The sequence below is a fragment of the Rhizobium sp. SRI_017 genome (assembly GCF_057586295.1).
Window position 1 is genome coordinate 212,834 of sequence record NZ_JBYCZP010000011.1, and the last position, 20,684, is coordinate 233,517.

Consider the following 20,684-nt stretch of genomic DNA (forward strand, 5'->3'; position numbering starts at 1 on the left):
CAATGCCCATCCGCCTATCCTTTGGCAAGTTACCGCCGTGCAGAAATCGGTGGAGGGAGGATATGATGCGTGTTCAGGTCGCCATTATCGGTTCGGGGCCATCGGGCCTGCTGCTCGGTCAATTGTTGACCAGTGCCGGCGTCGACAATGTCATTCTCGACCGGGTGGACCGCGACTACATCCTTGGGCGCATCCGCGCCGGCGTGCTGGAATATGGCACGGTCGGGCTGCTCGATGAGGTCGGCGCCGGTGCGCGCATGCATCGCGAGGGGCTGGTTCATGACGGCGTCAATCTTGCCTACGCGGGTGTGAAGCATCGCATCGACCTCAAGGCTCGGACCGGCAAATCGGTGATGGTCTACGGCCAGACCGAGGTGACGCATGATCTCATGGATCTGCGCGAGGCGACTGGCGGCAAGACGATCTACAACGCGGCCAATGTCACGCCGAATGATTTTGGTGGCCGACCCTATGTCAGCTATCAGAAGGACGGCGTGACGCATCGGATCGATTGCGATTTTATCGCCGGCTGCGATGGTGCGCATGGGCCGTCACGGGTTGCTGCTGCCGCGAACGGCATGAAGCCGTTCGAGCGCGTCTATCCTTTCGGCTGGCTCGGCGTGCTGGCCGACGTGCCGCCTGTGGATCACGAACTGATCTATGCGAACCACGAGCGTGGCTTTGCCCTCTGTTCGCAACGTTCCATGACGCGCAGCCGCTACTATGTGCAGGTGCCGCTCGATGCGAAGGTGGAGGATTGGTCGGACGACGCCTTCTGGGACGAGTTGCGCCGCCGCCTGCCGCGCGAGACGGGCGAAGCGATGGTGACCGGGCCATCGATCGAGAAGTCGATTGCGCCGCTTCGTTCCTTCGTCGCCGAGCCGCTGCGCTATGGGCGGTTGTTTCTCGTCGGCGATGCCGGACACATCGTGCCGCCGACTGGCGCCAAGGGGCTCAATCTTGCGGCGTCCGATGTCCGCTATGTTTTCGAAGGTCTGCGCGACCACTATCTCGAGCGCTCCGACGTCGCGCTCGATGCCTATTCGGCGCGGGCTCTTTCACGGATATGGAAGGCGGTGCGTTTCTCGTGGTCGATGACCCAGCTTCTGCACCGCTTTTCGGATCAGGGAGATTTCGGGCAGCGCATCCAGGAATCCGAGCTCGATTACCTCTCGGCATCGTCGGCCGCGCAGACGGCACTGGCGGAGAATTATGTGGGTTTGCCCTACTGAAAGGGCGCATCCCAAAATAATATGACAACAACAGTCAACTTTAATCTTTACTGCTTTTGTCAACTTATGTATCTGACGATTCCAGAACGGTGCTTCGCTCGGACAGGAATCGGCAGATGGCTAGGAAAAACCAGCGGAACAAGCATTTCAACGGCCGCGCATCGGCGGTTGAGCCGGCCAAGGAAACCCCACCGAAGGTGGGGCTCCAGGGGCGCTCGATCCTCTATGTCGGCGGTCGCGACTGCCAGGTGGCGCATCTGCGACAGATCGCAGAGCGCCACGGCGCCGAGCTTATCCATCATGACGGCGGCCTGCGCGAAGCCGTCTCCCGCATCGATACCGTGTTGCCCTCGGTCGAATGCGTCTTCTGCCCCATCGACTGTATCAGCCATGATGCCTGCCTTCGGGTGAAGACCGGCTGCAAGAAGACGGGGACGAATTTCATCCCGCTTCGCAACGGGTCGAAGTCGAGCTTCGAGCGGGCCATGCAGGAATTGAGCGAGAGGACCGTGCGGTGACGAGAATTACGGGTGATGACTTCATGTTGATCGGACTGCACAAGATGGCGGCCGAGCGTGGCGACGGGCTGATTCCCGAAATGCTCGACGTGCTCCGGCGCGGCAGCCAGGCGCTTGCAGAAGGCTTTGACCAGGGCGCCGATCTCGTGCAGTTTCCCGAGCGCCGCGACGAGGCGAGCGAAACGATCCGTCCGGCATCGAACGAGAACAACGTCATTGCCTTCCCGATCTCACGGCGGCAGATGATGCGCCGCTAGCAAGTCCACGCCCGGAGGAACCTCATGTATGTTGCGATGAACCGTTTCAAAGTGGCAGAAGGCTACGAAGCGGAGTTCGAAAATGTCTGGAAGAACCGGGATTCAAGCCTCGACCAGTTGGCTGGTTTCGTCGAGTTCCGGCTGCTCAAGGGCAAGAGCTTCCCGGATGAGGGCTACACCCTCTATGCATCACACACTTTCTGGAAGACGGAAGAGGACTTTGTCGGATGGACCAAGTCCGAGGCCTTTCGCGAGGCACACAAGAATGCGGGTGGCAGCCGGCATCTCTACAAGGGGCCGCCAGTGTTCGAAGGGTTTAATACCGTCGTTGGGGCGTGAGTCTACTTCTCCCCTTGCGGGAGAGGGTACGCAGTCCGGGTGAGCATTGCGAACCCTTGGCCGAAGTTGGTGAGGGGTTCAAACCTCAATTGGCTCGACTTGAACCCCTCACCAAGTCCGTCCAGCCAATCGCCTTCGGCTCTTGGGGACTTCCTATCCTCTCCCGCAAGGGGAGAGGTAGACCCGTGACGCCGCCTCGTCCTATCGCCGGACCAGCGCCCCGCCCGCCACCGCAATCCACCCCAGTATCATCATCGTTCCACCCGTCGGCGCCGACATCGGGAACAGCCCGTGGCCGAAGCGAGCACGGAAAAGCAAGTCGCCGGCGAAGAGCAGGCAGCCGAGGCCGATCAGCGCGCTTGCGATGAGTGCGGTGCGGAGCTTTTCCCAGCCGACATAGATCGCCAGCAGGGCAGGGGCTTGCGCCATGCAGGCCGCCGCCGCGGCGCTGTAGAGATGCGTATCGCCGCCATGCGCAGCCATGGCTGAGAAGATCACGCCGAAGGCACCGATCAGGCCGGCAAGGAACAGCGTGAGGCGGGGGAAGATCGGGCTACTCACTGACCTTCATCCTTGTTCTGCATGTGGAAAGCGAGCCGCTCGATCGGTGCCCAAATGACTTCGCGGAGCTGCGGGTGCTCGATCGTCTCGTCCATCGCGCGGCGGAAGCAGAGGATCCATTCGTCGCGTTCCACGGGTCCGATCGCCGCGCCGAAATGGCGCGAGCGCAGCCGCGGATGGCCGTATTTCTCGACATAGATGGGCGGGCCGCCGAGATAGCCGGTGAGATATTCATGGAGCTTGCGCTCGGAGCCTTCGAGGCTCGGTGGATGAAGCGCCCGGCAATTCCGGGCCTCGGGCAGCGTGTCCATCAGCTCATAGAAGCGGTGCACCAGCTTGCGCACCGTGTCATCGCCGCCGATGGCCTCGTAAAGGGTGATCGTTTCTTCGCTCATCGCCGAGCTATGAGCACTCGGATGCGCAACGTCAATGCGGCAAAGCGCTCGGCTCAGCGAGGAAGCGTAAATGCATCGCTCTCGCCTTCGACCAGCGTCAGCGGCCAGATCTTGCGGGTGACGCCATGTGGATAGAACTTGGCATATTCGGGCATGGTGGCGAGCAATGCCTCGGCGAGCGCCTCGCCGAGATCGTGCAGCGATAGGCGGAAGCTGGTGAGCCGTGGCGACAGGAAGTTCGAATTCGGGCTCTGCCGACCGATGACGGCGATGTCGCGGCCCGGCATCACGCCGGCCTCCTGAAGTCCTCTATAGAGGCCGATGACGATGGTTTCGTTGACCAGCACGATGGCGGTCGGGCGCGCCGTCAATGCCAGCAGATCCTGGGCGATCTGATAACCGCCGGTCTCGTTTGGTGTCGAGCTGAAGATGCAGTCGTCGTCCAGCGCCAGACCGTGGCGCGCCATCGCCTCACGGCATTGTTCAACGAAGATGTAGCCCAGATTGACGTCATCATGCGGGCGGGTGATCGCGATGCGGCGGTGGCCGTGGGCGACGAGACGGTCGATCGAGGCCGCGGCCATGCCCTCGAAATCGAGGTCGAGCCAGGCCTGGCCTGCGTCGGTGAGGCTTCGCCCGAGAGCGACGAAGGGGATCTTGCGCTTCGCAAGGAACTCGATGCGCGGGTCGTGCCGGCGCGTTGCCGAGATAATGACGCCGTCGGCGAAGCCACGCACGACCATGCGGCGGAGATAGTCGTACGGGTCTTCCTCCGACGAGCAGAGCAGCGCAACGAGGTCGAGCTTATGGCGAGCGAACACTGCCTGCACGCCGTCGAACACGCTCATGAAGAAGGTGTCGCCCTGGCCGGTGATCTCTGACCCGGTCTGCATCATGAATCCGATGACGCCGGTCTGGCCCTTGCGCAGCGCCCGCCCGGACTGGTTGGCGACATAGCCGAGTTCGTCGGCGGCCTCCAGCACGCGTTTCCGGGTCTCGGGATTGACGTCGGGCTTGCCGTTCAGCGCGCGCGACACCGTTCCGATCGAAATATCCAGATGCTGGGCAAGACGTTTTATCCCCTTCATCTTGCTGATCTCTTCGCCAAAATCCGTCCTCCCGGAAATCGTGTATTGACACAGATAGCATAGTCCGCATAGTGTCGTAAACGTTTACGGAATTTGTTTCCGGTGCGCGCGGCCAGGGAGGAGCGTTGTGCAGAAGACTGCTGTTTTGTGCGGCTGCGGCTCCATGGCCAAGGGATGGTTGAAGGCGATCGCCGCCCATGACGATCTCGCGTCGCGCGTTCGCATCGTCGGGCTGGTCGACCTCGATATTGCGAGTGCCCGCAAGCTTGCCGAGGACTGCGATCTCGGCGACGTGCCAGCCTTCCAGGATCTCGATCAGGCGCTGACCGAACTCAAGCCGGACTTCCTTTTCGACATTGTTATTCCAGCCGCTCGCTCCGCAGTGGTCGAGACGGCGTTGCGCCATGGCTGCCATGTTCTCTCCGAGAAGCCGATGGCCAGTTCGCTCGATGAAGCCCGTACTCTGATCGAGAAGGCGAGGGCCGCGGGCCGTGTCCATGCCGTGATCCAGAACCGGCGCTACATTTCCGGCGTTCGCCGTCTGCGCAAGTTCATTGAGAGCGGTGCGATCGGCGACTTGACTGGCCTCCATGCCGATTTCTTCATCGGCGCTCATTTCGGTGGCTTTCGGGAGGACATGGACAATGTCCTGCTGCTCGACATGGCGATCCATACTTTCGACGCGGCCCGCTACATGTCAGGCAAGATGCCGGAGGCGGTCTATTGCAATGAGGTCAATCCACACGGTTCCTGGTACCGCACCGGCGCCTCGGCTTTTGCGATTTTCGAAATGAGCGATGATGTGCGCTTCACCTATCGCGGCTCCTGGTGCGCCGAAGGGGCGAACACGAGCTGGGAGAGCCAGTGGCGCATCAATGGCACCAAGGGGACCGTGCTTTGGGACGGCCTGGAGGCATTTGACGCGCATCGCGTCGCGGCCGACGAGGGCTTTCTCCGCGAGCAGGAGCAGATTGCTGTGCCGGAGTTCTCAAACATTTCCGAGACCGAAGGGCATGCCAGCGTGATCAGGGCGTTCCTCGATGCGATCGAGCAGGGAAAGGCGCCCGAGACTGGCGCCGAGGACAATATCCGCAGTCTGGCCATGGTGATGGCGGCGATCGAGAGCGCCCGCACTGGCCAGCGCGTTGTGATCAGGGAAGGGTGAGACGTGAGCAATCCGGCAAAGGCAATCCGCATCGGCACGATGATCAGTGCAAGCGGCGGCGAAGCGGCCAAGCGCATCCGAGAGATCGCCGATATGGGCTTCGAGAGTTTTGAGCCCTTCTTCTGGCAGACCACCAACGGGCAGGACATCGCCGAACTGGGAAAACGCTGCGTCGAGGCGATCGGCGACCGTGACATCACCATCTCGACGATCGGGATGTTCGGCAATCCGCTCGAGGGCCAGGACCTCGACCTGCAGACGCTACAGGGCTGGAAGGATTGCATCGACAACGCCCATCATTTCGGCGCAACCTGCGTCGCCGGCTTTACGGGTCGTGTTCGTGGAAAGCCGCTGCCCGACAGCCTGCCGCGCTACAAGGAGGTCTGGACCGACCTCGCCAAGCGCGCGGCCGACAAGGGTATCAAGGTCGCCTTCGAAAACTGCGCCATGGACGGCAACTGGCAGACCGGCGACTGGAACATCGCCCACAATCCGGATGCCTGGGAGCTGATCTTCAACGAAACGCCCCACGACAATATCGGCCTCGAATGGGAGCCCTGCCACCAGATGGTCTACCTGATCGAGCCGATCCCGCAGATCCGCAAGTGGGCATCGAAGATCTTTCACGTGCACGGTAAGGACGCGACGATCCGTTGGGATGTCATCCGGGAACACGGCATTTTCGGTAAGGAAAAGTTCGTCTTCATGCGCACGCCGGGCTTTGGCGACACCAACTGGACCGACGTCATCTCCGAGCTTCGGCTCGCTGGCTGGTCCGGCTCCATCGACATCGAGGGCTGGCATGACCCGGTTTATCGCGACGCGCTGGAAATGACGGGGCAGATCCATGGCCTCAACTATCTGAAGACATGCCGGGGCGGGGACTTTGTTGTCGATCCCTGATTTGTGACCTATCGTGCTCCGGTGCCAGGGAGGAGACCCATGCGCAGGAGCCGAACAAAAGAGCTTTTGGGCGGCGCTGCCGCATTTTTGGGAGGAAAATATGAAAGCCTTGTCGAGACTTGCATTGGCCCTGGGCGCGTCGCTCTTGATGAGCACGGCGCTCCAGGCGCAGGAAAAGACCTTCAAGATCTGGTGGTACGAAGCGGCCGACAGCGCCGCGGGCATTACCTGGAAAAAGGCGCTTGAGACGTTCCAGGCAAAGCATCCCGACGTCAAAGTTCAGTTCGAACTCAAGACCTTCGACCAGATCACCAAGTCGGGCACCATGATCCTGAATTCGGCCGAAGCGCCGGATCTGATGGAATATAACAAGGGCAATGCCGTTGCTGGCCTCGCCGCTTCGCAGGGCCTGTTGACCGAACTCGATGACGTCGCCAAGGAGCGCGGCTGGGACAAGGTCCTGACCGATGCTTCGAACCAGCTCAGCCGCTATGACGAGAAGGGCATCTACGGCAACGGCCCGCTGATCGGCGTCGCCAATTACGGCGAATTCGTCTCGGTCTTCTATAACGAGGACATGTTCAAGGCCGAAGGTGTCGAAGTGCCGAAGACGCTCGAGGAAATGGAAAAGGTCATGGATGTCTTCGTCAAGAAGGGCATCACCCCGATCGCCGAAGCCGCCAACGACTATCCGGCCCAGCACCTGATGTATCTCTTCGCGCTGTCGAAGGCCGATCCGAAATGGGTGAGCGACTTCCAGGCGGTGCGTGCGCCGCTGGATACCGCGCCCTTCGTCTATGCCGGCCAGAAGCTGCAGGAATGGGTCTCCAAAGGCTACATTTCCAAGGACGCGACCGGCCTAAAGGCCCCTGACATGGCCAACCTGTTCGAAACCGGCAAGTCGCCGATGGTCGTGACCGGCACCTGGTATGGCGCCCAGTTCGGCAAGATCAAGGGCTTCAAGGCCAGCCAATTCCTGTTCCCGGGCAATGTGATCTCGCCCGCCTCGACCGGCAATATCTGGGTCGTGCCGAAGAATGCCAAGAACAAGGACCTTGCCTACGAGTTCATCGACATCACGCTGTCGAAGGAAAACCAGGCGCTGTTCGGCAATTCGGGCGGCCTGCCGATCGCGGCCGATCCGGCAGACGTGACGGACCCAGTCGGCAAGATCGAAGTCGAGCTGTTCAACAAGCTCGTCGCCGACAACGGCCTCGGCTTCTATCCCGACTGGCCGGTGCCGGGTTATTACGACGTGATGCTGAAGGCGACCCAGGCCGTCATCGGCGGCACGATCACGCCGGAGGAGTTCGCCGAGCGTCTGAAGGAGCCCTATGACGAAGTGCAGGGTGATCAGTAAGTAGGCTGTATCTGCCTCTTCTCCCCTTGGGGAGCAGTGCCGAGCGAACGCGAGGCGATGAGGGGGCTTCGCCACCCCCTCATCCGGCCCTTCGGGCCACCTTCTCCCCGCTGGGAAGAAGAGGGAGCAAGCAGGAGGACACATGTCGGGCGCATCTTCGGAAGCACAGCCAAGCAGGGCCTATTGGCTCTACCTGATCCCGGGACTGGTCGGTTTCGTCACCATCATCCTCGTCCCCTTCGTCATGAACCTGGCGATCAGCTTCACGACCTGGAAAGGCATCGGCGTTCCGAAATGGGCGGGCCTCAGGAATTACGAGCGGCTGCTGACGGACGACACGTTCTGGCACTCGCTGGTCAACACGGCCGCCTTCGTCTTCGCCATGGCGATCATTCCCACTGCCATCGGCGTGCTGCTCGCCGCATTGCTCTTCGACTATATCAGCTCTCGCTTTTCCAGCGCGCTTGCCAGCTTCTTCCGCGCTGGCTTCTATCTGCCGCAGATCCTGCCGGTGTCGGCAGCGGGCATTCTCTGGGGCTGGATGCTGAACCCGTTCGGCATCATCAATGCCATTCTCGATGCGGTGGGTCTCGGCGCACTCAAGCAGAATTGGCTCGGCGATCCCAACCTCGCGCTCTATTCGCTCATGGTCGTCATGATCTGGCTACAGCTCGGCTACTGCCTCGTCGTCTTCATGTCCGGCCTCGCCCGCGTTGATCCGGCACTGCAAGAGGCCGCCGAACTCGATGGCGCCGCATGGCTGCAGCGGTTCTGGACGATCACGGTGCCGATGCTGAAGCCCGAGATCTTCGTCGTCCTCCTGACGACCACCATCGCCGCTCTCAAGGTTTTCGCCCCGGTCTTCGTTCTGACCACAGGCGGACCCGACAATGCGACGATGGTGCCGTCGCAGATGTCCTACCACCAGTTCTTCGCCACCAACCGCGTCGGCTATGGTGCGGCGATCACCACCGCCCAGATGCTGATGACGCTGGTGATCTGCTTCGTCTTCATCCGCATCCAGGCGCGCCATACGGAGAATGATCGATGAGCGACACGACCATCTCCCTCAGTGTATCAAGCAAGGCGGGCCGCGCCTCGTCCTCCGGTTCGATGTATGGATCGTCGCGCTGGTGGGTGCTGGCGGCAATTTCGTTCGCGCTGATCCTGTTCCTCTGCCCCTTCGTGCTGGCCTTCACCAATGCGATCCGCACGCCCGAGGATTACGGCACCTATGGGCCGCTCGCTTTCCCGCGCAGCTTTGATCTCTCCGCACTCCGCACCTTCTGGAACAATGTCGACTTCACCCAGAAGCTGATCAACAGCATCATCATCAGCGGCTCGACGGCGGTGATCGCCGTGCTGATCAGCCTGCTCAACGCCTATGCCTTCGGCATCGGCCGGGTGAAAGGCAACCGATGGATGCTGACCATCCTGCTTGTCGGCATCATGATCCCGCATGAATCCCTGGTCTATCCGATCTATTACCTCTCCAAGGCCATCGGCCTGTTCGATACGATCTGGTCGGTCATCATCGTCTTCTCCGTGCTGCAGAGCGCCTTCGGAACCTATCTGCTGTCTTCGGTCATGACCGCCTTTCCGCGCGAGATCATCGAGGCGGCCGAGATGGATGGCGCGACGCCATGGAAGATCCTCTGGACCATCGTCGTGCCGATGCTTATGCCGACGCTGGCGGTGCTTGCAACCTTCTTCTTCATCTGGACCTGGAACGAGTTCCTGCTGCCGCTGGTGCTGCTGGTTTCGAACTTCAACCAGACAGTCTCGGTTTCGATGGGCGTCCTCAACGGTCAGTTCGTGCAGACGCCGACGACGACGGCCGCTGCGGCCCTGCTGGGCATCGCGCCGACACTGATCTTCTTCCTGATCTTTCAGCGCACTCTGACGCGCGGGATTGCGGTGGGAGCGGTGAAGTGATGGTGCAAGTCGCATCTGGAAAAGATGACAGCGCGGCGCGCTCCCTCTTCTCCCCAGCGGGGAGAAGGTGGCCCAAAGGGTCGGATGAAGGGATGCGCGAGGCGCTAATCATAGGGCCTCCGGCCACCCCCTCATCGCCTCGCATGCGCTCGGCACTTCTCCCCGCTGGGGAGAAGAGGGAGCGAGTTGCCCCGCCTTTCCTCGTATTCCAGGTCGCCACGCATGACTGATATCCAGATCGAACTCTCCGGCATCGAGAAGCATTATGGCGCCTATCACGCGCTCAAGAACATCAACCTGACGATCCCCAAAGGCCAGTTCGTCGCGCTGGTGGGCCCGTCCGGCTGCGGGAAATCGACGCTGCTGCGCTCGCTTGCCGGGCTCGAGCGGATCACGGGCGGCACGATGAAGATCGCCGGCGATGTGATGAACGACGTGCCGCCGCGCATGCGCGATATCGCCATGGTGTTCCAGTCCTACGCGCTCTACCCGCATATGACGGTCGAGCAGAACCTCACCTATTCGCTCAGGATGCGGAAGGTTCCGAAGCCCGAGGCCAAGCGCAAGGCCGAGGAGGTCGCGGCAATCGCCGGCTTGAGCGGTCTTCTCGATCGCTACCCTCGACAACTGTCAGGCGGTCAGCGCCAGCGGGTTGCCATGGGCCGCGCCATCATCCGCAATCCCAAGGCCTTTCTGTTCGACGAGCCGTTGTCCAATCTCGATGCGGCGCTGCGCGTCTCGATGCGCAAGGAAATCCGGGCTTTGCATGACCGGCTCGGCGCGACCTCGGTCTATGTCACCCACGACCAGATCGAGGCGATGACCATGGCGGACCATGTCGTCGTGATGCGGGAAGGCGTGATCGAGCAGCAGGGCGCGCCGCTTGAACTTTACGACCGGCCGGCAAACCGTTTCGTCGGTGGCTTCATCGGCTCGCCGGCGATGAACTTCGTCGAGGCCACGGGCGTTGGCGGCGATGAAATCCAGCTTCAGCTGGAAGGCAGCCCGAAGATTGCCGTCGGTCAGTCAGTCGATGCAGGACGCAAGCTCCTGGCCGGTCTCAGGCCAGAACACCTCACCGTGGTGCATGGCGGCGAGGGCGGATTCGAACAGCCGGTGACGCTCATCGAATCGACGGGCTCGCTCACCTATATCGTTCTCGGCACGGAGCCCGAACTGACGCTGGTGGAACAGGGCCGCGAACGCGTGAAACCCGGTGATCGGCTGCGCGTCGAGATCCGGCCCGAGCTCGTGCATCTCTTCGACCCGTCGACGGGTAAGAGAATCTGAACGAACATTTCCGCCGATGAGCGGTTTTCCCCATGAGCGGGGCCTTGCGAGTCAAATTGCAAGGCTCTATTCTATAAAAAATTGAAAGCGCTTTCAAAGTCTTGAGACGCTTCAGCAGGACAGGCAGGAGACTGGACATGGCCATCCGGACAGTGGTTTGGGGCGAGAATATCCATGAGCGCACCAACGCGGTTGTCGCGCAGGTTTATCCCAAAGGAATGCACACGACGATCGCTGACGCGCTGAACACGGACAGCGCGATATCAGCGACGACGGCGACGCTGGAGCAGGACGAGCACGGCCTGCCGCAATCCCGTCTCGACGAGACCGACGTGCTGATCTGGTGGGGCCACAAGGACCATGGCGCCGTCAGCGACGAGATCGTCGAACGTGTTGCCAAGCGCGTCTGGGAAGGCATGGGCCTGATCGTGCTGCATTCCGGCCATTTCTCCAAGATTTTCAAACGGCTGATGGGCACACCCTGCGCGCTGAAATGGCGCGAGGCCGGTGAGCGCGAGCGTCTCTGGGTCGTCAATCCCGGCCATCCGATCGCCCAGGGACTCGGCGACAATTTCGTCGTCGAATATGAGGAAATGTATGGCGAGCACTTCTCTGTGCCGGAGCCGCTCGAAACCGTCTTCATCTCCTGGTTCCAGGGCGGCGAGGTTTTTCGCTCGGGCATGACCTGGCGCCGCGGCCTTGGCAACATCTTCTATTTCCGCCCCGGCCACGAGACCTATCCGACCTATCACCAGACGGAAGTGCAGCATGTGCTGCGCAACGCGGTGAAGTGGGCCTACAACGCCAACAACAGCCATAAGGCCGTCCATGACGCGCCGAATGTGCCGGTCGAAAGGGCGCTGGAGCCGATCGTCGAGCGCGGCCCCAAGCTGCACGCCGCCGGCGAAGAAGGCTACAAATAAGATAGTATCAGGCTGCCGCCTCGGGGAGGGAGGCGGCACGCAGCCTGGCACAACGACCTCCAATTCCATCCGGAGCATCCTATGCGCCTACTCGTTCTCGGCACTGGCGGCATGGCCAACAATCACGCCGATCATTTCTCCAAAATCGAAGGCGTGGAGCTCGTCGGCGCGGTCGATGTCGACCCCGCCCGCGCCGCGCTCTTTGCGGAGAAATATTCGATCCCCAACACCTTCACCTCGCTCGACGAGGCGATCGCCTGGGACCAGTTCGACGCGGTGACCAATGTCACGCCCGACCGCGCGCATTATCCGACCACGATGCGCCTGACGGAGGCCGGCAAGCACCAGTTCTGCGAAAAGCCGCTCGCCGAGACCTATGAAAAGGCAATGGAAATGACCGAGGCGGTCGAGACCAAGGGCCTGATCAACATGGTCAACCTCACCTACCGCAACGTCGCGCCGCTGCAGCGGGCGCGCGAAATGGTCCGCGCCGGCGAGATCGGCTTCGTCAAGCATGTCGAGGCGTCCTATCTGCAGAGCTGGCTGATCTCGCGGCAATGGGGCGACTGGCGCACCGAAAGCCAGTGGCTGTGGCGGCTTTCGACCGCACACGGCTCGAACGGCGTGCTCGGCGACATCGGCATCCACATCCTCGATTTCGCCTCCTACGGCGCGGGCCTCGAGATCGGCCATATTTTCGGTCGGCTCAAGACCTTCGAAAAGGCCGAGGGCGGCAAGATCGGCGAATATACGCTCGATGCCAATGACAGCTTTGTCATGTCGGTGGACTATTCCAACGGCGCTCTCGGCGTCATCCATGCCACGCGCTGGGCGGCCGGCCATTACAACGATCTGCGCCTCAGGATCTATGGCGACAAGGGTGGCATCGAGGTGCAGCATACGCTGACCGGATCGACGCTGCGCGCCTGCATCGGGGAAGGGGCCGAAAGCGCCGAATGGCTCGAAATCGACGCCGGCACCGTGCTCACCAATTACGAACGCTTCGCCGAGGCGGTGAAATCAGGCGTCAACGGCGAACCGGATTTCCGCCATGCCGCCAACCTGCAAAAGGCGCTTGATCTCGCCTTCCTCACCGACCGCGAGCGGCGCGAAATGTCGCTGTCGGCCTGAGCGCTACTTCAGTTCGACGCAAGGCGTTGGCAGAGCTCTAGCGGATCGTCTTGCCGCGCATAGAAGACATGAATGGTCCCGACGTCGGCTGCCTGTGTGCCGTGCGTATCCGGCGCGACGGCGATGAAGAACGGGCGCCCGTCGCGATAGCCGAAGACAACGCGATCGGCCCCGAGCGAGAGCCACCAGGTCGCCGCGCCCATGACATGGGCGGGATAGTTGCTAGCAAGGATGGCTTCGGCAACGGCCACGGCTCCGGCATCGCTTTCGAACTGCATGTCCACCGCATGCGGCGCCTCGGCATCGTCGCCTGCCGCGACGCTGTCGCGCGTCAGATGCAGAGTCGTCAAATTGCGCTCCGGCATCTGTTCCGCCACATACCGCTCCAGCGCGTCGATCACCGCGCCCTGCGCCTCCGGTCGCCACTGCAGTCGAATATGCTGGCTGCGGCCGCCAGGCCGCGTCACGAAAAGCGAGAGGCCATCGTCGTAGGGAAGAAAGTTCGACCCATCGAAAACCCAGCTCTCTCCCACCGAGTGTCCGACGCAATCATAGTCGAAGAACGGCTTGACGACATGATAGCGGATACCGGGCCGCAAATGCTTGAAAGGCCGTGCCTCCGGCGCCTCGTGCATCTTGCGCCTCGACCAGGTGAGTTGTGGAATAGTCATGCCGTTCCCCTAGCATATCACGCCCCATCAGGCGATGGACTGGGCGAAGCTGGCCGGATGCACTGCCAACGCCAAATAGCCATTGAAGAGCCGCGCCGAACAGGCTAAGAGACCTTCATCGGACGGCGGTTCACCGCCTTGGGATGCACCCGTAGCTCAGCTGGATAGAGTGTTGGATTCCGATTCCAAAGGTCACAGGTTCGAATCCTGTCGGGTGCGCCATATTTTCCTCTTCTAAATAGTTGTTTTAATTGGAAAAATTGCGATTTTCGTGTTTCTGTCGTCAATTTTTGCTACGGTTTTTGCTACGGTTTCTGCTACGTGGTGGACTTGATTGGATCGCCTAGAGGAATTATTTTCTCCGTATGGCAATCGTTCTGCGTAACAAAAAATACCACCTTCGCCGCGAGGTTCCGGTGCGGTTTGCATCCGTCGAAGAGCGAAGAATCATATGGCTCAGCCTGCACACTGGCGATCAAGACGACGCTGTGATCAAGGCCGCGGTTGCATGGCGCCAGCTAATTGATGGCTGGCAGGCACGGCTTAATGGCGACGGGGAGGATGCTGAGCGGCGCTTTCATGCCGCGAGAGACATCGCGGCCCGCCGTGGCTTCTCATATATGCCCGCTCAGCAAGTGGCTGGATTGCCCCTAGCCGAACGTATGAAGCGTGTCTCCAAAATTTCTCTTCGTCGTGAGAACCCTGATCGCGTCGAAGCCGCGGCTCTGCTGGGCGGGATTGAGGAGCCGGGCATTACCCTTGAAAAGGCGCTGGAAGTCTTTTGGGAACACGAGGCCGCCAGGGAAATCGGAAAAAGTCCCGATCAGATCCGCCGTTGGCGAAATCCCAAAATAAAAGCGCTCAGGAACTTGATCGGCCAAATCGGCAACAAGGAGCTTTCAGCAATCTCACGCGCAGACATGCTCAAGTTCCGCGACTGGTGGAGCGACAAGATGAGGTCGGAAGGTCTCGTCGCAAACTCTGCTAACAAGGATTTGATCCATGTGGGCCATGTGATCAAAACTGCAAATGAACGTCTGACACTTGGCCTAGACGAGCAGCTGCGCCGAGCGATGGACAACCTAAGTTTCAAAGATGAAAAGGATGAGAGCCGAGACCGGCCACCCTTCTCGGACAAATGGATTCGCGAGAAGATTCTCGCTCCAGGCGCGTTGGGAAATCTGAATGAGGAAGCTCGTTGCATACTCCTGGCGCTGGTAAACACCGGCGCTCGCCCGAGCGAGATTGCCGGACTTCTTCCCGAACACATTTGTCTGGATGGTCCGGTTCCCTACATCTCGATTGAGCCAGAGGGACGCAAGCTAAAGAACTCACAATCGAAGCGGCAAATTCCGCTTGTGGGCGTGAGTCTGACGGCATTCAAAGATCGGCCGCAGGGTTTCCCAACCTACAGGTTCAAGGACAAGATCAGTGCGACGCTCAATTCGTTCATGCGCGATAACGGATTGATGGAGACTGAAAGGCACGTTCTTTACTCGCTCCGTCACTCTTTTGAAGACCGCATGATCAAGGCCGAATTCGACGACAGAATGCGCCGTACGCTCTTTGGGCACAAGCTTGATCGCGAGAAATATGGTAATGGCGCCAGCCTCGAGCATATGCATCAAAAGCTCGTTGAAATCGCTATATAAGCGAGGCCATATCCCTTCGCCGACCGGCGATGCGCGTCGCACGAGCCTGACTGGTCTCTCCAATTTTCATCAGATTGTAGTCCCGTTCAAAGCTCTCAAAAATTGGGAGGTAGGCAGGATTCTCAGCGGCCAACTGGGCTACTATATCCATTGCTTTTCGAACGTCGTTGATGTTGTTGGGATCGAGCATGGTCATCTATTGGTAAGATTGGCAAACGTAGCAGCAGGGCTGATGGTACTTCTAAAATGCCATTCCGGTTTGAACGGAGGATTGTTATTTCGGCCGTCTACTTGACGAGTGACCTGAAGTCCGTGATCGCGGCCACAGTCTCTGAACCGAATTGGATACTATCGCCCACGACAGTGCCTTTCAGTTCCGAGTACCCCCCGCGCGATCGCCCAAATTTTGAGATGAGCTGGGGTGTGATCTGAAAAACATCGAAACTCGAAATTGAGCGTTGAATGACGGCGAGTGTTGTAACGCGTTCAAAGCTTCCCGGCCCACTGAACTTAACATCGCTGCCGTTCCTTTGACCGACCGACACGAATATCTTCCATTGCCGCCCCGCTATAATCGCAAAGAAATGGATGCTGTCAGCAAGGCTCTCATCTTCATCGGGGAGTGCGCAGCTGATCCCGTTCATACCCATGATCCCCAACAGGAGGTTCACGGCAGCTTCGTTCTTGATTGCCATGACGCGGGATTCCCCTGGCAGCGCGCTGGGCGAAGCGCCGACGGCAAGCCAAGCTTCGTCAATGCGCATCAATTTGGCCAACGCCTTGAGTTTGTCCGGCCTCGGCATGGCATCGCCGACAAACCACTTGCGAACCGTTTCACGACTAATCTCGAAGCCATGATGCTTCTGCAATTCACGCTGGATGAATGTAAATCGCCCCATGTTCATCCGCGGGATCGTATCGCTACGGTCGGCTGCTAGTTGAAGTCGCTGCCCAAACTCTTTAGCCGCCGTTTTTTGTTTCGAGAGGCGATTGGAGATGTCGGTAACTGAATCTTCGGAGCAAGGTTCTTGATCACTCATTTGCATCTCAATGGCAACTATTTGTTGCCGTCTATCGTAGTGCCGCGCCATCGGTCAATAACAACTGGTGCCATATCCTTGCCTGTCATTGTTAGGCAAAAGTCATAGACCTGGAAAGAGATCGTGATCGACACCCAGGATCTCGGCGGAGGTTATCATGAGCGCAGTGAAGACAGCGCCCGGAGATGTGCCAAGTGCCGCAGCTTCATTTAGAACAAGTAGCCGCAACTTCGGTCCGAGTACCTCAATAGGGAAGTCTGGGCCGTCTGCGGGCAAGAAGCAGGCCAGCCGGCGAGTCCTATCGGCCATCGCCTGTGCTCGCGCCGCAGAAGCCTGCCCCCGCGTTTTACGATTTCTCATGTCATCTCCTTCTCAAGCGCCCGTTACGGTTCGCACGCGCTCCGACCAAAGTGCCGGGCACCGATCGACCCTCGATGGCCGCTCAGTGTGAATAACCGACGCCAGAGAGATTGGCAACTAAAATTTGCCATGGCAACTATTGAAAGCTGAATGCCTGCGCGGTAAGTGGTGCTTCACGAAGCTAACCCGAAAGCAGGAGAACAGTTTGAGAGCGTGGAATGAGAAATTTTATCGAACCGTCGCCGAAGGTCTCCCCGACCATCACTCTGGAGCCCGTCTGTCTTTTGCAAGGATCGCAGCGGACTTGGACATCTCTCGTCAAGCGGTTCGAGCATGGTTCATCACGGGACGGATTTCGCTTGTGAGCTTGCGCAGCCTAACGAAGCTGCCCGGCAGCACACTTACTCTAGAGGCGCTCGCGGAGGCGCTGGAGCAGTGATTCAGGGCGAGCAAGGAATGATCAAAAGCAACGAATCCTTTATCCGAGCCGGTGCCGCGCTCCTCCTGTTGAAGCCGAAATCAAAGGCACCAGCGGGGGAGGATTGGTCGAAAGCTCCTGTCCCGACATACGAAGAGCTTGAGCGGCGGTGCAAAGGGCACAACGTCGGTGTTAGGCTCGGCAAGTGGTCCAAGATCGGCGGGTTCTATCTGCATGTCATTGACGTGGATATCCGCGCGAAAAAGCATGAAAAGGAAGCCCGCGCCGCGCTGGCAGAAATCTTCGTCGGATATCCCTATGAGACCTTCCCCCGCGTAAAATCCGGCTCGGGCGGCGCGTCGTTCCACGTCTATTTCGTCACCGATAAGCCCTTCAAGTCGAAGAAACTGGCCCATTCTGACGATTTTGCGCTCGTCTTCGACAAATCGAAGGGTAAAGAGGTCAAAAAGTGGAATTGGGAGATTGAACTGTTCGGGACCGGCAAACAGGTCGCGATTCCGCCGTCGATCCACCCCGAAACGGGCAATGAGTATGCCTGGGTGGTCGAGTTTGATCCGACCGCCGATTATCCGCCTGTCGAATCGACGGACATCGAAGCTTTGGTGGCCGATCCGGAGCTGAAAGCCGGTTCCGACGACATCACGAACGTCTCATATGAAGAGGCGAAGGCTTGTCTTGCCGCGCTCGATCTCGACTACTGGTGTGAGGATCGCGAGGGCTGGATTAAGGTCGCAATGGCCTGTCACCATGAGTTCGGCGGCTCGGATGAGGGATTCAAGCTCTGGTGCGACTTCGGCCGCCAGTCTGACAAGTTCAATCTCCGCGAACACAAGGCGCAATGGCGATCTCTCAAGAATCGCGGCGGTCGCCCGACGACGTTCCGCACCATCATCGAAGCAGCGCATGAGAACCAAAGGGCGGCGGTCTATGATGATCTGCCCGATATGTTCGATGATATCGAGGAGATCGAGAGCGCCAGTGACGACGTTGATCCCGACCGGCGCACGGTCCCGGCCAACATTGCCGACGAATTTGAAGACCTCCCGCAAACCAAGGAAGAGAAAGCGTCGAAAAGGCTGACGATGGTCCGCAAGGGCGATCCTGATATGTCGATCCTCGACTACAGCAATGAGCCAGCGCCGGAAATCCCGCTCGACATCTTTAGCCCTCACTTGCAGAAGATCATCCACGACATCGCGACCAACGCGGGCGCACCGCTCGACTTCGCCTTTGCAGGCGTCATCACTGTCGCGTCGATGATGATCGGCAATTCCGTTCGGGTGAAGGTCAAGGAAGGGTTCGATCAGCCCGCGATCCTTTGGACGCAAATCGTTGGCGGGCCGTCCACCAACAAATCCCCTGCAATGCGTATTCCGCTCGCCTGCGCGAGGGAAATCCAGAACCGCATGATGGGACCATACGCCGAGGCCCTGAAACAATGGGAACGGGAAGACGAACTTGCGCAACAATACCGCAAGGATTTCGAGACCAAGCGCAAAGCGATGATCATGTCGGGCCAGGAGGTGACCGCCGAGCTGCCGGCGAATTGCGTCCCCCCCGAGCAGCCGGTGGAGCCGCTGCTTGTCATGAATGACCAGTCCATCGAGGCGTTCTATCGCCGCCAAGCGATCAACAAGCGCGGCTTCGGCGTCTCTCGTGACGAATTATCCGCGTTCATGGCCGATATGGACCGGTACGGCAACAGCTCAAACCGCGCGGCATGGCTGGAAGCCTTCGAAGGCAACTCGCACACACTCGAGCGCGTGAAGGATGAAGGCAAAATCATCCATATCGATCATATCTGCGCGCCGCTGATCGGCGGCATCCAGCCCGAGCGCTTGGCCGAATTGAACGCGCTCACCGTCGCGGACGACGGCTTTCAGGCCCGCTTCATGCCGTTCTTCCCCGACAACTTCGACGGTGATGACTCGCTTGAGGCCGGTGACTCGTCCGCGCTGACCGCCATCTATGAGCGGCTGGCGACGATGCCGATGGACAAGACCAACACGGGTCGCCTGGTGCCGTTTCTCATCCCGCTCACGCGCAAGGCATCGGACTTCTATTGGGCGTGGAACAAGAAAGCGAAGGCGAAGGACAAGCGGGCCGATCTGCGCTTGCAGGGCGTCTATGGTAAAGCTCGCGGCCACGTCGCTCGCCTCGCGCTCGTGTTCGAGCATATGGAGTGGGCTGCCGACGATTTCAGCGGCGATCCCCCCGGTGACGTGTCTCTGCGCTCTGTGAAGGCTGCTGTGCGGTTCCGCGAGGAATATCTTAGGCCAATGCAAAAGCGCGTCTGGCGGCTCTCCAACGAGACCACCGAAGTCAGCATCGCGCGTCGGATTGCGAACCACATTATCGAAATGCGCTATGATGTCGTGAACGCGCGGGAGCTTCGCCGCAACTCCGGTATCAAGGGGATCAATAGCCGCACCGTGGCCGAGACGGTCGATGAGGGGATCAACTTCCTTGTCGAAAAGCGTTGGCTGTTCCCGGTCGAAGAGGACAACAAAGGGCGCGGGCGACCGAAACGAGACTATAAGGTCAATCCCCGCATTTGGGACATCATTGACAAAAGATGAGATCAGCCCCGCTTCGGCGGGGTTTTCTTTTGCGCGGAATCCGGTGAGACGCACTGATACACCGCCTCAATTCCGCGCCAAATTCCCATTCTCAGCTAAAAAAGCTTTTGCGGAGTAATTTGCGGCGCTGTCGGCGCGTTTTCGCAGCATTGCAGAAGCACATTCGCATGGGACGCGGTGAGACACTGTAACCGGAAGCGCAGAATCCGAATTGTCACGTTTCGGACGTGGTTTTGACCGCGAGTTCATCACGAATGAATGTCACGAGGGTATTTTTGGCATTTTTGGCATTTTTGGCGAGGGGGGTCGGCTCATCCAAATACTACGAAGAGAGAGAGATTCATAAAATATGCCATGAGTCGCTGTAGCCAAAATGCCAAAAATACTCTTCCGCTCATAACATACTGATTTACAGTGAAATTTCGGCTGATTTTTAGCTACGTTAATTGTTTTTGGCTACCTGGGCATGACTCAGCGCAAAACGTGACAATTCCCACGAAAAATTCCGAAAAAAATTTGAAATTGGTCACGAAAGGGGCTCGACGCCACCCCCAGGCGGTATATCCCGGCAGGAGGGAGCCGGAGCGACGGTTGTGTCAGCGCGTCCCTATTCGTCCCCTTGCACCCCATGACGTGCCGTTGCGTCTCTCCTCATCCCCTGACGTTTCACGACATATTAAATCCGCACCAATGCACTTGCACAATGCCCCGCGCACAGGTGCGCATCACGAGGTGTTGGGATTATCGGCCCCGTATCCGCACGGGTGCAAGGCGCTGCTCTTTCCGATTCCGAATCCAATCTCTGTTGGTAACTCGGGGGACATATGAACCAGATACTGATCAACC

Annotated in this window: 19 protein-coding genes and 1 tRNA gene; 15 read left to right on the top strand and 5 right to left on the bottom strand. The window is 59.5% G+C overall.

All coding sequences use genetic code 11. The features are described from left to right. The first annotated feature begins 65 nt into the window (after nucleotides 1-65). The 4 genes from pobA (at nucleotide 66) to hmuQ (ending at nucleotide 2,346) form a co-directional block, all read left to right on the top strand. On the top strand, nucleotides 66-1,232 hold the full coding sequence (gene pobA, locus AC2YI2_RS23160) for a 4-hydroxybenzoate 3-monooxygenase (RefSeq protein ID WP_487388887.1): 1,167 nt from the start codon (nucleotides 66-68) through the stop codon (nucleotides 1,230-1,232). A 116-nt stretch (nucleotides 1,233-1,348) separates the two neighbouring features. Beyond that, the gene (locus AC2YI2_RS23165) at nucleotides 1,349-1,750 is read left to right on the top strand and encodes a DUF2325 domain-containing protein (RefSeq protein ID WP_487388858.1); all 402 of its coding nucleotides are present in this window, start codon (nucleotides 1,349-1,351) and stop codon (nucleotides 1,748-1,750) included. Beyond that, complete coding sequence (locus tag AC2YI2_RS23170; protein WP_487388859.1) at nucleotides 1,747-2,007, top strand: hypothetical protein; 261 nt, start codon at nucleotides 1,747-1,749, stop codon at nucleotides 2,005-2,007. The genes AC2YI2_RS23165 and AC2YI2_RS23170 overlap by 4 nt, the downstream gene beginning before the upstream one ends. Before the next feature lie 24 nt (nucleotides 2,008-2,031). Continuing rightward, entirely contained in the window at nucleotides 2,032-2,346 is a 315-nt protein-coding gene (gene hmuQ, locus AC2YI2_RS23175) for a heme-degrading protein HmuQ (RefSeq protein ID WP_487388860.1), read from the top strand. Nucleotides 2,347-2,547: 201 nt separating this feature from the next. Here the strand turns inward: hmuQ and AC2YI2_RS23180 are convergent, their stop codons facing one another. From AC2YI2_RS23180 to AC2YI2_RS23190, 3 genes are read right to left on the bottom strand one after another with little or no spacing between them, the layout of a single operon-like run. Continuing rightward, nucleotides 2,548-2,907 (bottom strand): DUF423 domain-containing protein, encoded by a 360-nt coding sequence (locus tag AC2YI2_RS23180; protein WP_487388861.1) that lies wholly within the window; start codon nucleotides 2,905-2,907, stop codon nucleotides 2,548-2,550. Continuing rightward, complete coding sequence (locus AC2YI2_RS23185; protein WP_487388862.1) at nucleotides 2,904-3,302, bottom strand: group II truncated hemoglobin; 399 nt, start codon at nucleotides 3,300-3,302, stop codon at nucleotides 2,904-2,906. The genes AC2YI2_RS23180 and AC2YI2_RS23185 overlap by 4 nt, the downstream gene beginning before the upstream one ends. 53 nt (nucleotides 3,303-3,355) lie before the next feature. Beyond that, nucleotides 3,356-4,390 (bottom strand): LacI family DNA-binding transcriptional regulator, encoded by a 1,035-nt coding sequence (locus AC2YI2_RS23190; protein WP_487388863.1) that lies wholly within the window; start codon nucleotides 4,388-4,390, stop codon nucleotides 3,356-3,358. Nucleotides 4,391-4,517: 127 nt separating this feature from the next. Here AC2YI2_RS23190 and AC2YI2_RS23195 point away from each other — a divergent pair, with 127 nt between their 5' ends. The 8 genes from AC2YI2_RS23195 to AC2YI2_RS23230 all read left to right on the top strand — a co-directional run bounded on the left by AC2YI2_RS23195 (nucleotide 4,518) and on the right by AC2YI2_RS23230 (nucleotide 13,097). Beyond that, a complete protein-coding gene (locus AC2YI2_RS23195; protein ID WP_487388864.1) occupies nucleotides 4,518-5,555 on the top strand; it encodes a Gfo/Idh/MocA family protein in 1,038 nt (345 codons plus the stop codon). Between the two features lie 3 nt (nucleotides 5,556-5,558). Continuing rightward, nucleotides 5,559-6,458 (top strand): sugar phosphate isomerase/epimerase family protein, encoded by a 900-nt coding sequence (locus AC2YI2_RS23200; RefSeq protein WP_487388865.1) that lies wholly within the window; start codon nucleotides 5,559-5,561, stop codon nucleotides 6,456-6,458. Nucleotides 6,459-6,558: 100 nt separating this feature from the next. Continuing rightward, on the top strand, nucleotides 6,559-7,818 hold the full coding sequence (locus AC2YI2_RS23205; protein ID WP_487388866.1) for an ABC transporter substrate-binding protein: 1,260 nt from the start codon (nucleotides 6,559-6,561) through the stop codon (nucleotides 7,816-7,818). Nucleotides 7,819-7,960: 142 nt separating this feature from the next. Next, complete coding sequence (locus tag AC2YI2_RS23210) at nucleotides 7,961-8,869, top strand: carbohydrate ABC transporter permease (protein WP_487388867.1); 909 nt, start codon at nucleotides 7,961-7,963, stop codon at nucleotides 8,867-8,869. Further along, nucleotides 8,866-9,753: a carbohydrate ABC transporter permease gene (locus AC2YI2_RS23215; protein ID WP_487388868.1), complete on the top strand. Its 888-nt coding sequence runs from the start codon at nucleotides 8,866-8,868 to the stop codon at nucleotides 9,751-9,753. Before AC2YI2_RS23210 ends, AC2YI2_RS23215 begins: the two co-directional genes overlap by 4 nt. A gap of 222 nt (nucleotides 9,754-9,975) precedes the next feature. Continuing rightward, nucleotides 9,976-11,043: an ABC transporter ATP-binding protein gene (locus AC2YI2_RS23220; RefSeq protein ID WP_487388869.1), complete on the top strand. Its 1,068-nt coding sequence runs from the start codon at nucleotides 9,976-9,978 to the stop codon at nucleotides 11,041-11,043. A gap of 137 nt (nucleotides 11,044-11,180) precedes the next feature. Further along, nucleotides 11,181-11,966 carry a ThuA domain-containing protein gene (locus AC2YI2_RS23225; protein WP_487388870.1) on the top strand — a complete coding sequence of 262 codons (786 nt, stop codon included), beginning with the start codon at nucleotides 11,181-11,183 and terminating at the stop codon, nucleotides 11,964-11,966. A gap of 81 nt (nucleotides 11,967-12,047) precedes the next feature. Next, nucleotides 12,048-13,097: a Gfo/Idh/MocA family protein gene (locus AC2YI2_RS23230; RefSeq protein WP_487388871.1), complete on the top strand. Its 1,050-nt coding sequence runs from the start codon at nucleotides 12,048-12,050 to the stop codon at nucleotides 13,095-13,097. An 8-nt stretch (nucleotides 13,098-13,105) separates the two neighbouring features. On the opposite strand, the gene AC2YI2_RS23235 is transcribed toward AC2YI2_RS23230, so the two are convergent. Then, the gene (locus tag AC2YI2_RS23235; protein WP_487388872.1) at nucleotides 13,106-13,768 is read right to left on the bottom strand and encodes a DUF3601 domain-containing protein; all 663 of its coding nucleotides are present in this window, start codon (nucleotides 13,766-13,768) and stop codon (nucleotides 13,106-13,108) included. Nucleotides 13,769-13,913: 145 nt separating this feature from the next. Here AC2YI2_RS23235 and AC2YI2_RS23240 point away from each other — a divergent pair. Further along, a tRNA-Arg gene (locus tag AC2YI2_RS23240) sits at nucleotides 13,914-13,990 on the top strand. A gap of 143 nt (nucleotides 13,991-14,133) precedes the next feature. Next, complete coding sequence (locus AC2YI2_RS23245) at nucleotides 14,134-15,420, top strand: DUF6538 domain-containing protein (RefSeq protein WP_487388873.1); 1,287 nt, start codon at nucleotides 14,134-14,136, stop codon at nucleotides 15,418-15,420. A gap of 287 nt (nucleotides 15,421-15,707) precedes the next feature. Here the strand turns inward: AC2YI2_RS23245 and AC2YI2_RS23250 are convergent, their stop codons facing one another. Further along, complete coding sequence (locus AC2YI2_RS23250; RefSeq protein ID WP_487388874.1) at nucleotides 15,708-16,460, bottom strand: helix-turn-helix domain-containing protein; 753 nt, start codon at nucleotides 16,458-16,460, stop codon at nucleotides 15,708-15,710. Nucleotides 16,461-17,153: 693 nt separating this feature from the next. Between AC2YI2_RS23250 and AC2YI2_RS23255 the strand changes: the two genes are divergently transcribed. Then, a complete protein-coding gene (locus AC2YI2_RS23255) occupies nucleotides 17,154-19,838 on the top strand; it encodes a DUF3987 domain-containing protein (protein WP_487388875.1) in 2,685 nt (894 codons plus the stop codon). The last annotated feature ends 846 nt before the right edge of the window (nucleotides 19,839-20,684 follow it).

Coding starts and splice junctions, on each gene's coding strand:
- AC2YI2_RS23250 (WP_487388874.1), bottom strand. CDS start 16,460: ATGAGTGATCAAGAACCTTGCTCCGAAGATTCAGTTACCGACATCTCC.
- hmuQ (WP_487388860.1), top strand. CDS start 2,032: ATGTATGTTGCGATGAACCGTTTCAAAGTGGCAGAAGGCTACGAAGCG.
- AC2YI2_RS23210 (WP_487388867.1), top strand. CDS start 7,961: ATGTCGGGCGCATCTTCGGAAGCACAGCCAAGCAGGGCCTATTGGCTC.
- AC2YI2_RS23245 (WP_487388873.1), top strand. CDS start 14,134: ATGGCAATCGTTCTGCGTAACAAAAAATACCACCTTCGCCGCGAGGTT.
- pobA (WP_487388887.1), top strand. CDS start 66: ATGCGTGTTCAGGTCGCCATTATCGGTTCGGGGCCATCGGGCCTGCTG.
- AC2YI2_RS23255 (WP_487388875.1), top strand. CDS start 17,154: ATGGTTCATCACGGGACGGATTTCGCTTGTGAGCTTGCGCAGCCTAAC.
- AC2YI2_RS23190 (WP_487388863.1), bottom strand. CDS start 4,390: ATGAAGGGGATAAAACGTCTTGCCCAGCATCTGGATATTTCGATCGGA.
- AC2YI2_RS23205 (WP_487388866.1), top strand. CDS start 6,559: ATGAAAGCCTTGTCGAGACTTGCATTGGCCCTGGGCGCGTCGCTCTTG.
- AC2YI2_RS23220 (WP_487388869.1), top strand. CDS start 9,976: ATGACTGATATCCAGATCGAACTCTCCGGCATCGAGAAGCATTATGGC.
- AC2YI2_RS23185 (WP_487388862.1), bottom strand. CDS start 3,302: ATGAGCGAAGAAACGATCACCCTTTACGAGGCCATCGGCGGCGATGAC.
- AC2YI2_RS23230 (WP_487388871.1), top strand. CDS start 12,048: ATGCGCCTACTCGTTCTCGGCACTGGCGGCATGGCCAACAATCACGCC.
- AC2YI2_RS23235 (WP_487388872.1), bottom strand. CDS start 13,768: ATGACTATTCCACAACTCACCTGGTCGAGGCGCAAGATGCACGAGGCG.
- AC2YI2_RS23215 (WP_487388868.1), top strand. CDS start 8,866: ATGAGCGACACGACCATCTCCCTCAGTGTATCAAGCAAGGCGGGCCGC.
- AC2YI2_RS23225 (WP_487388870.1), top strand. CDS start 11,181: ATGGCCATCCGGACAGTGGTTTGGGGCGAGAATATCCATGAGCGCACC.
- AC2YI2_RS23165 (WP_487388858.1), top strand. CDS start 1,349: ATGGCTAGGAAAAACCAGCGGAACAAGCATTTCAACGGCCGCGCATCG.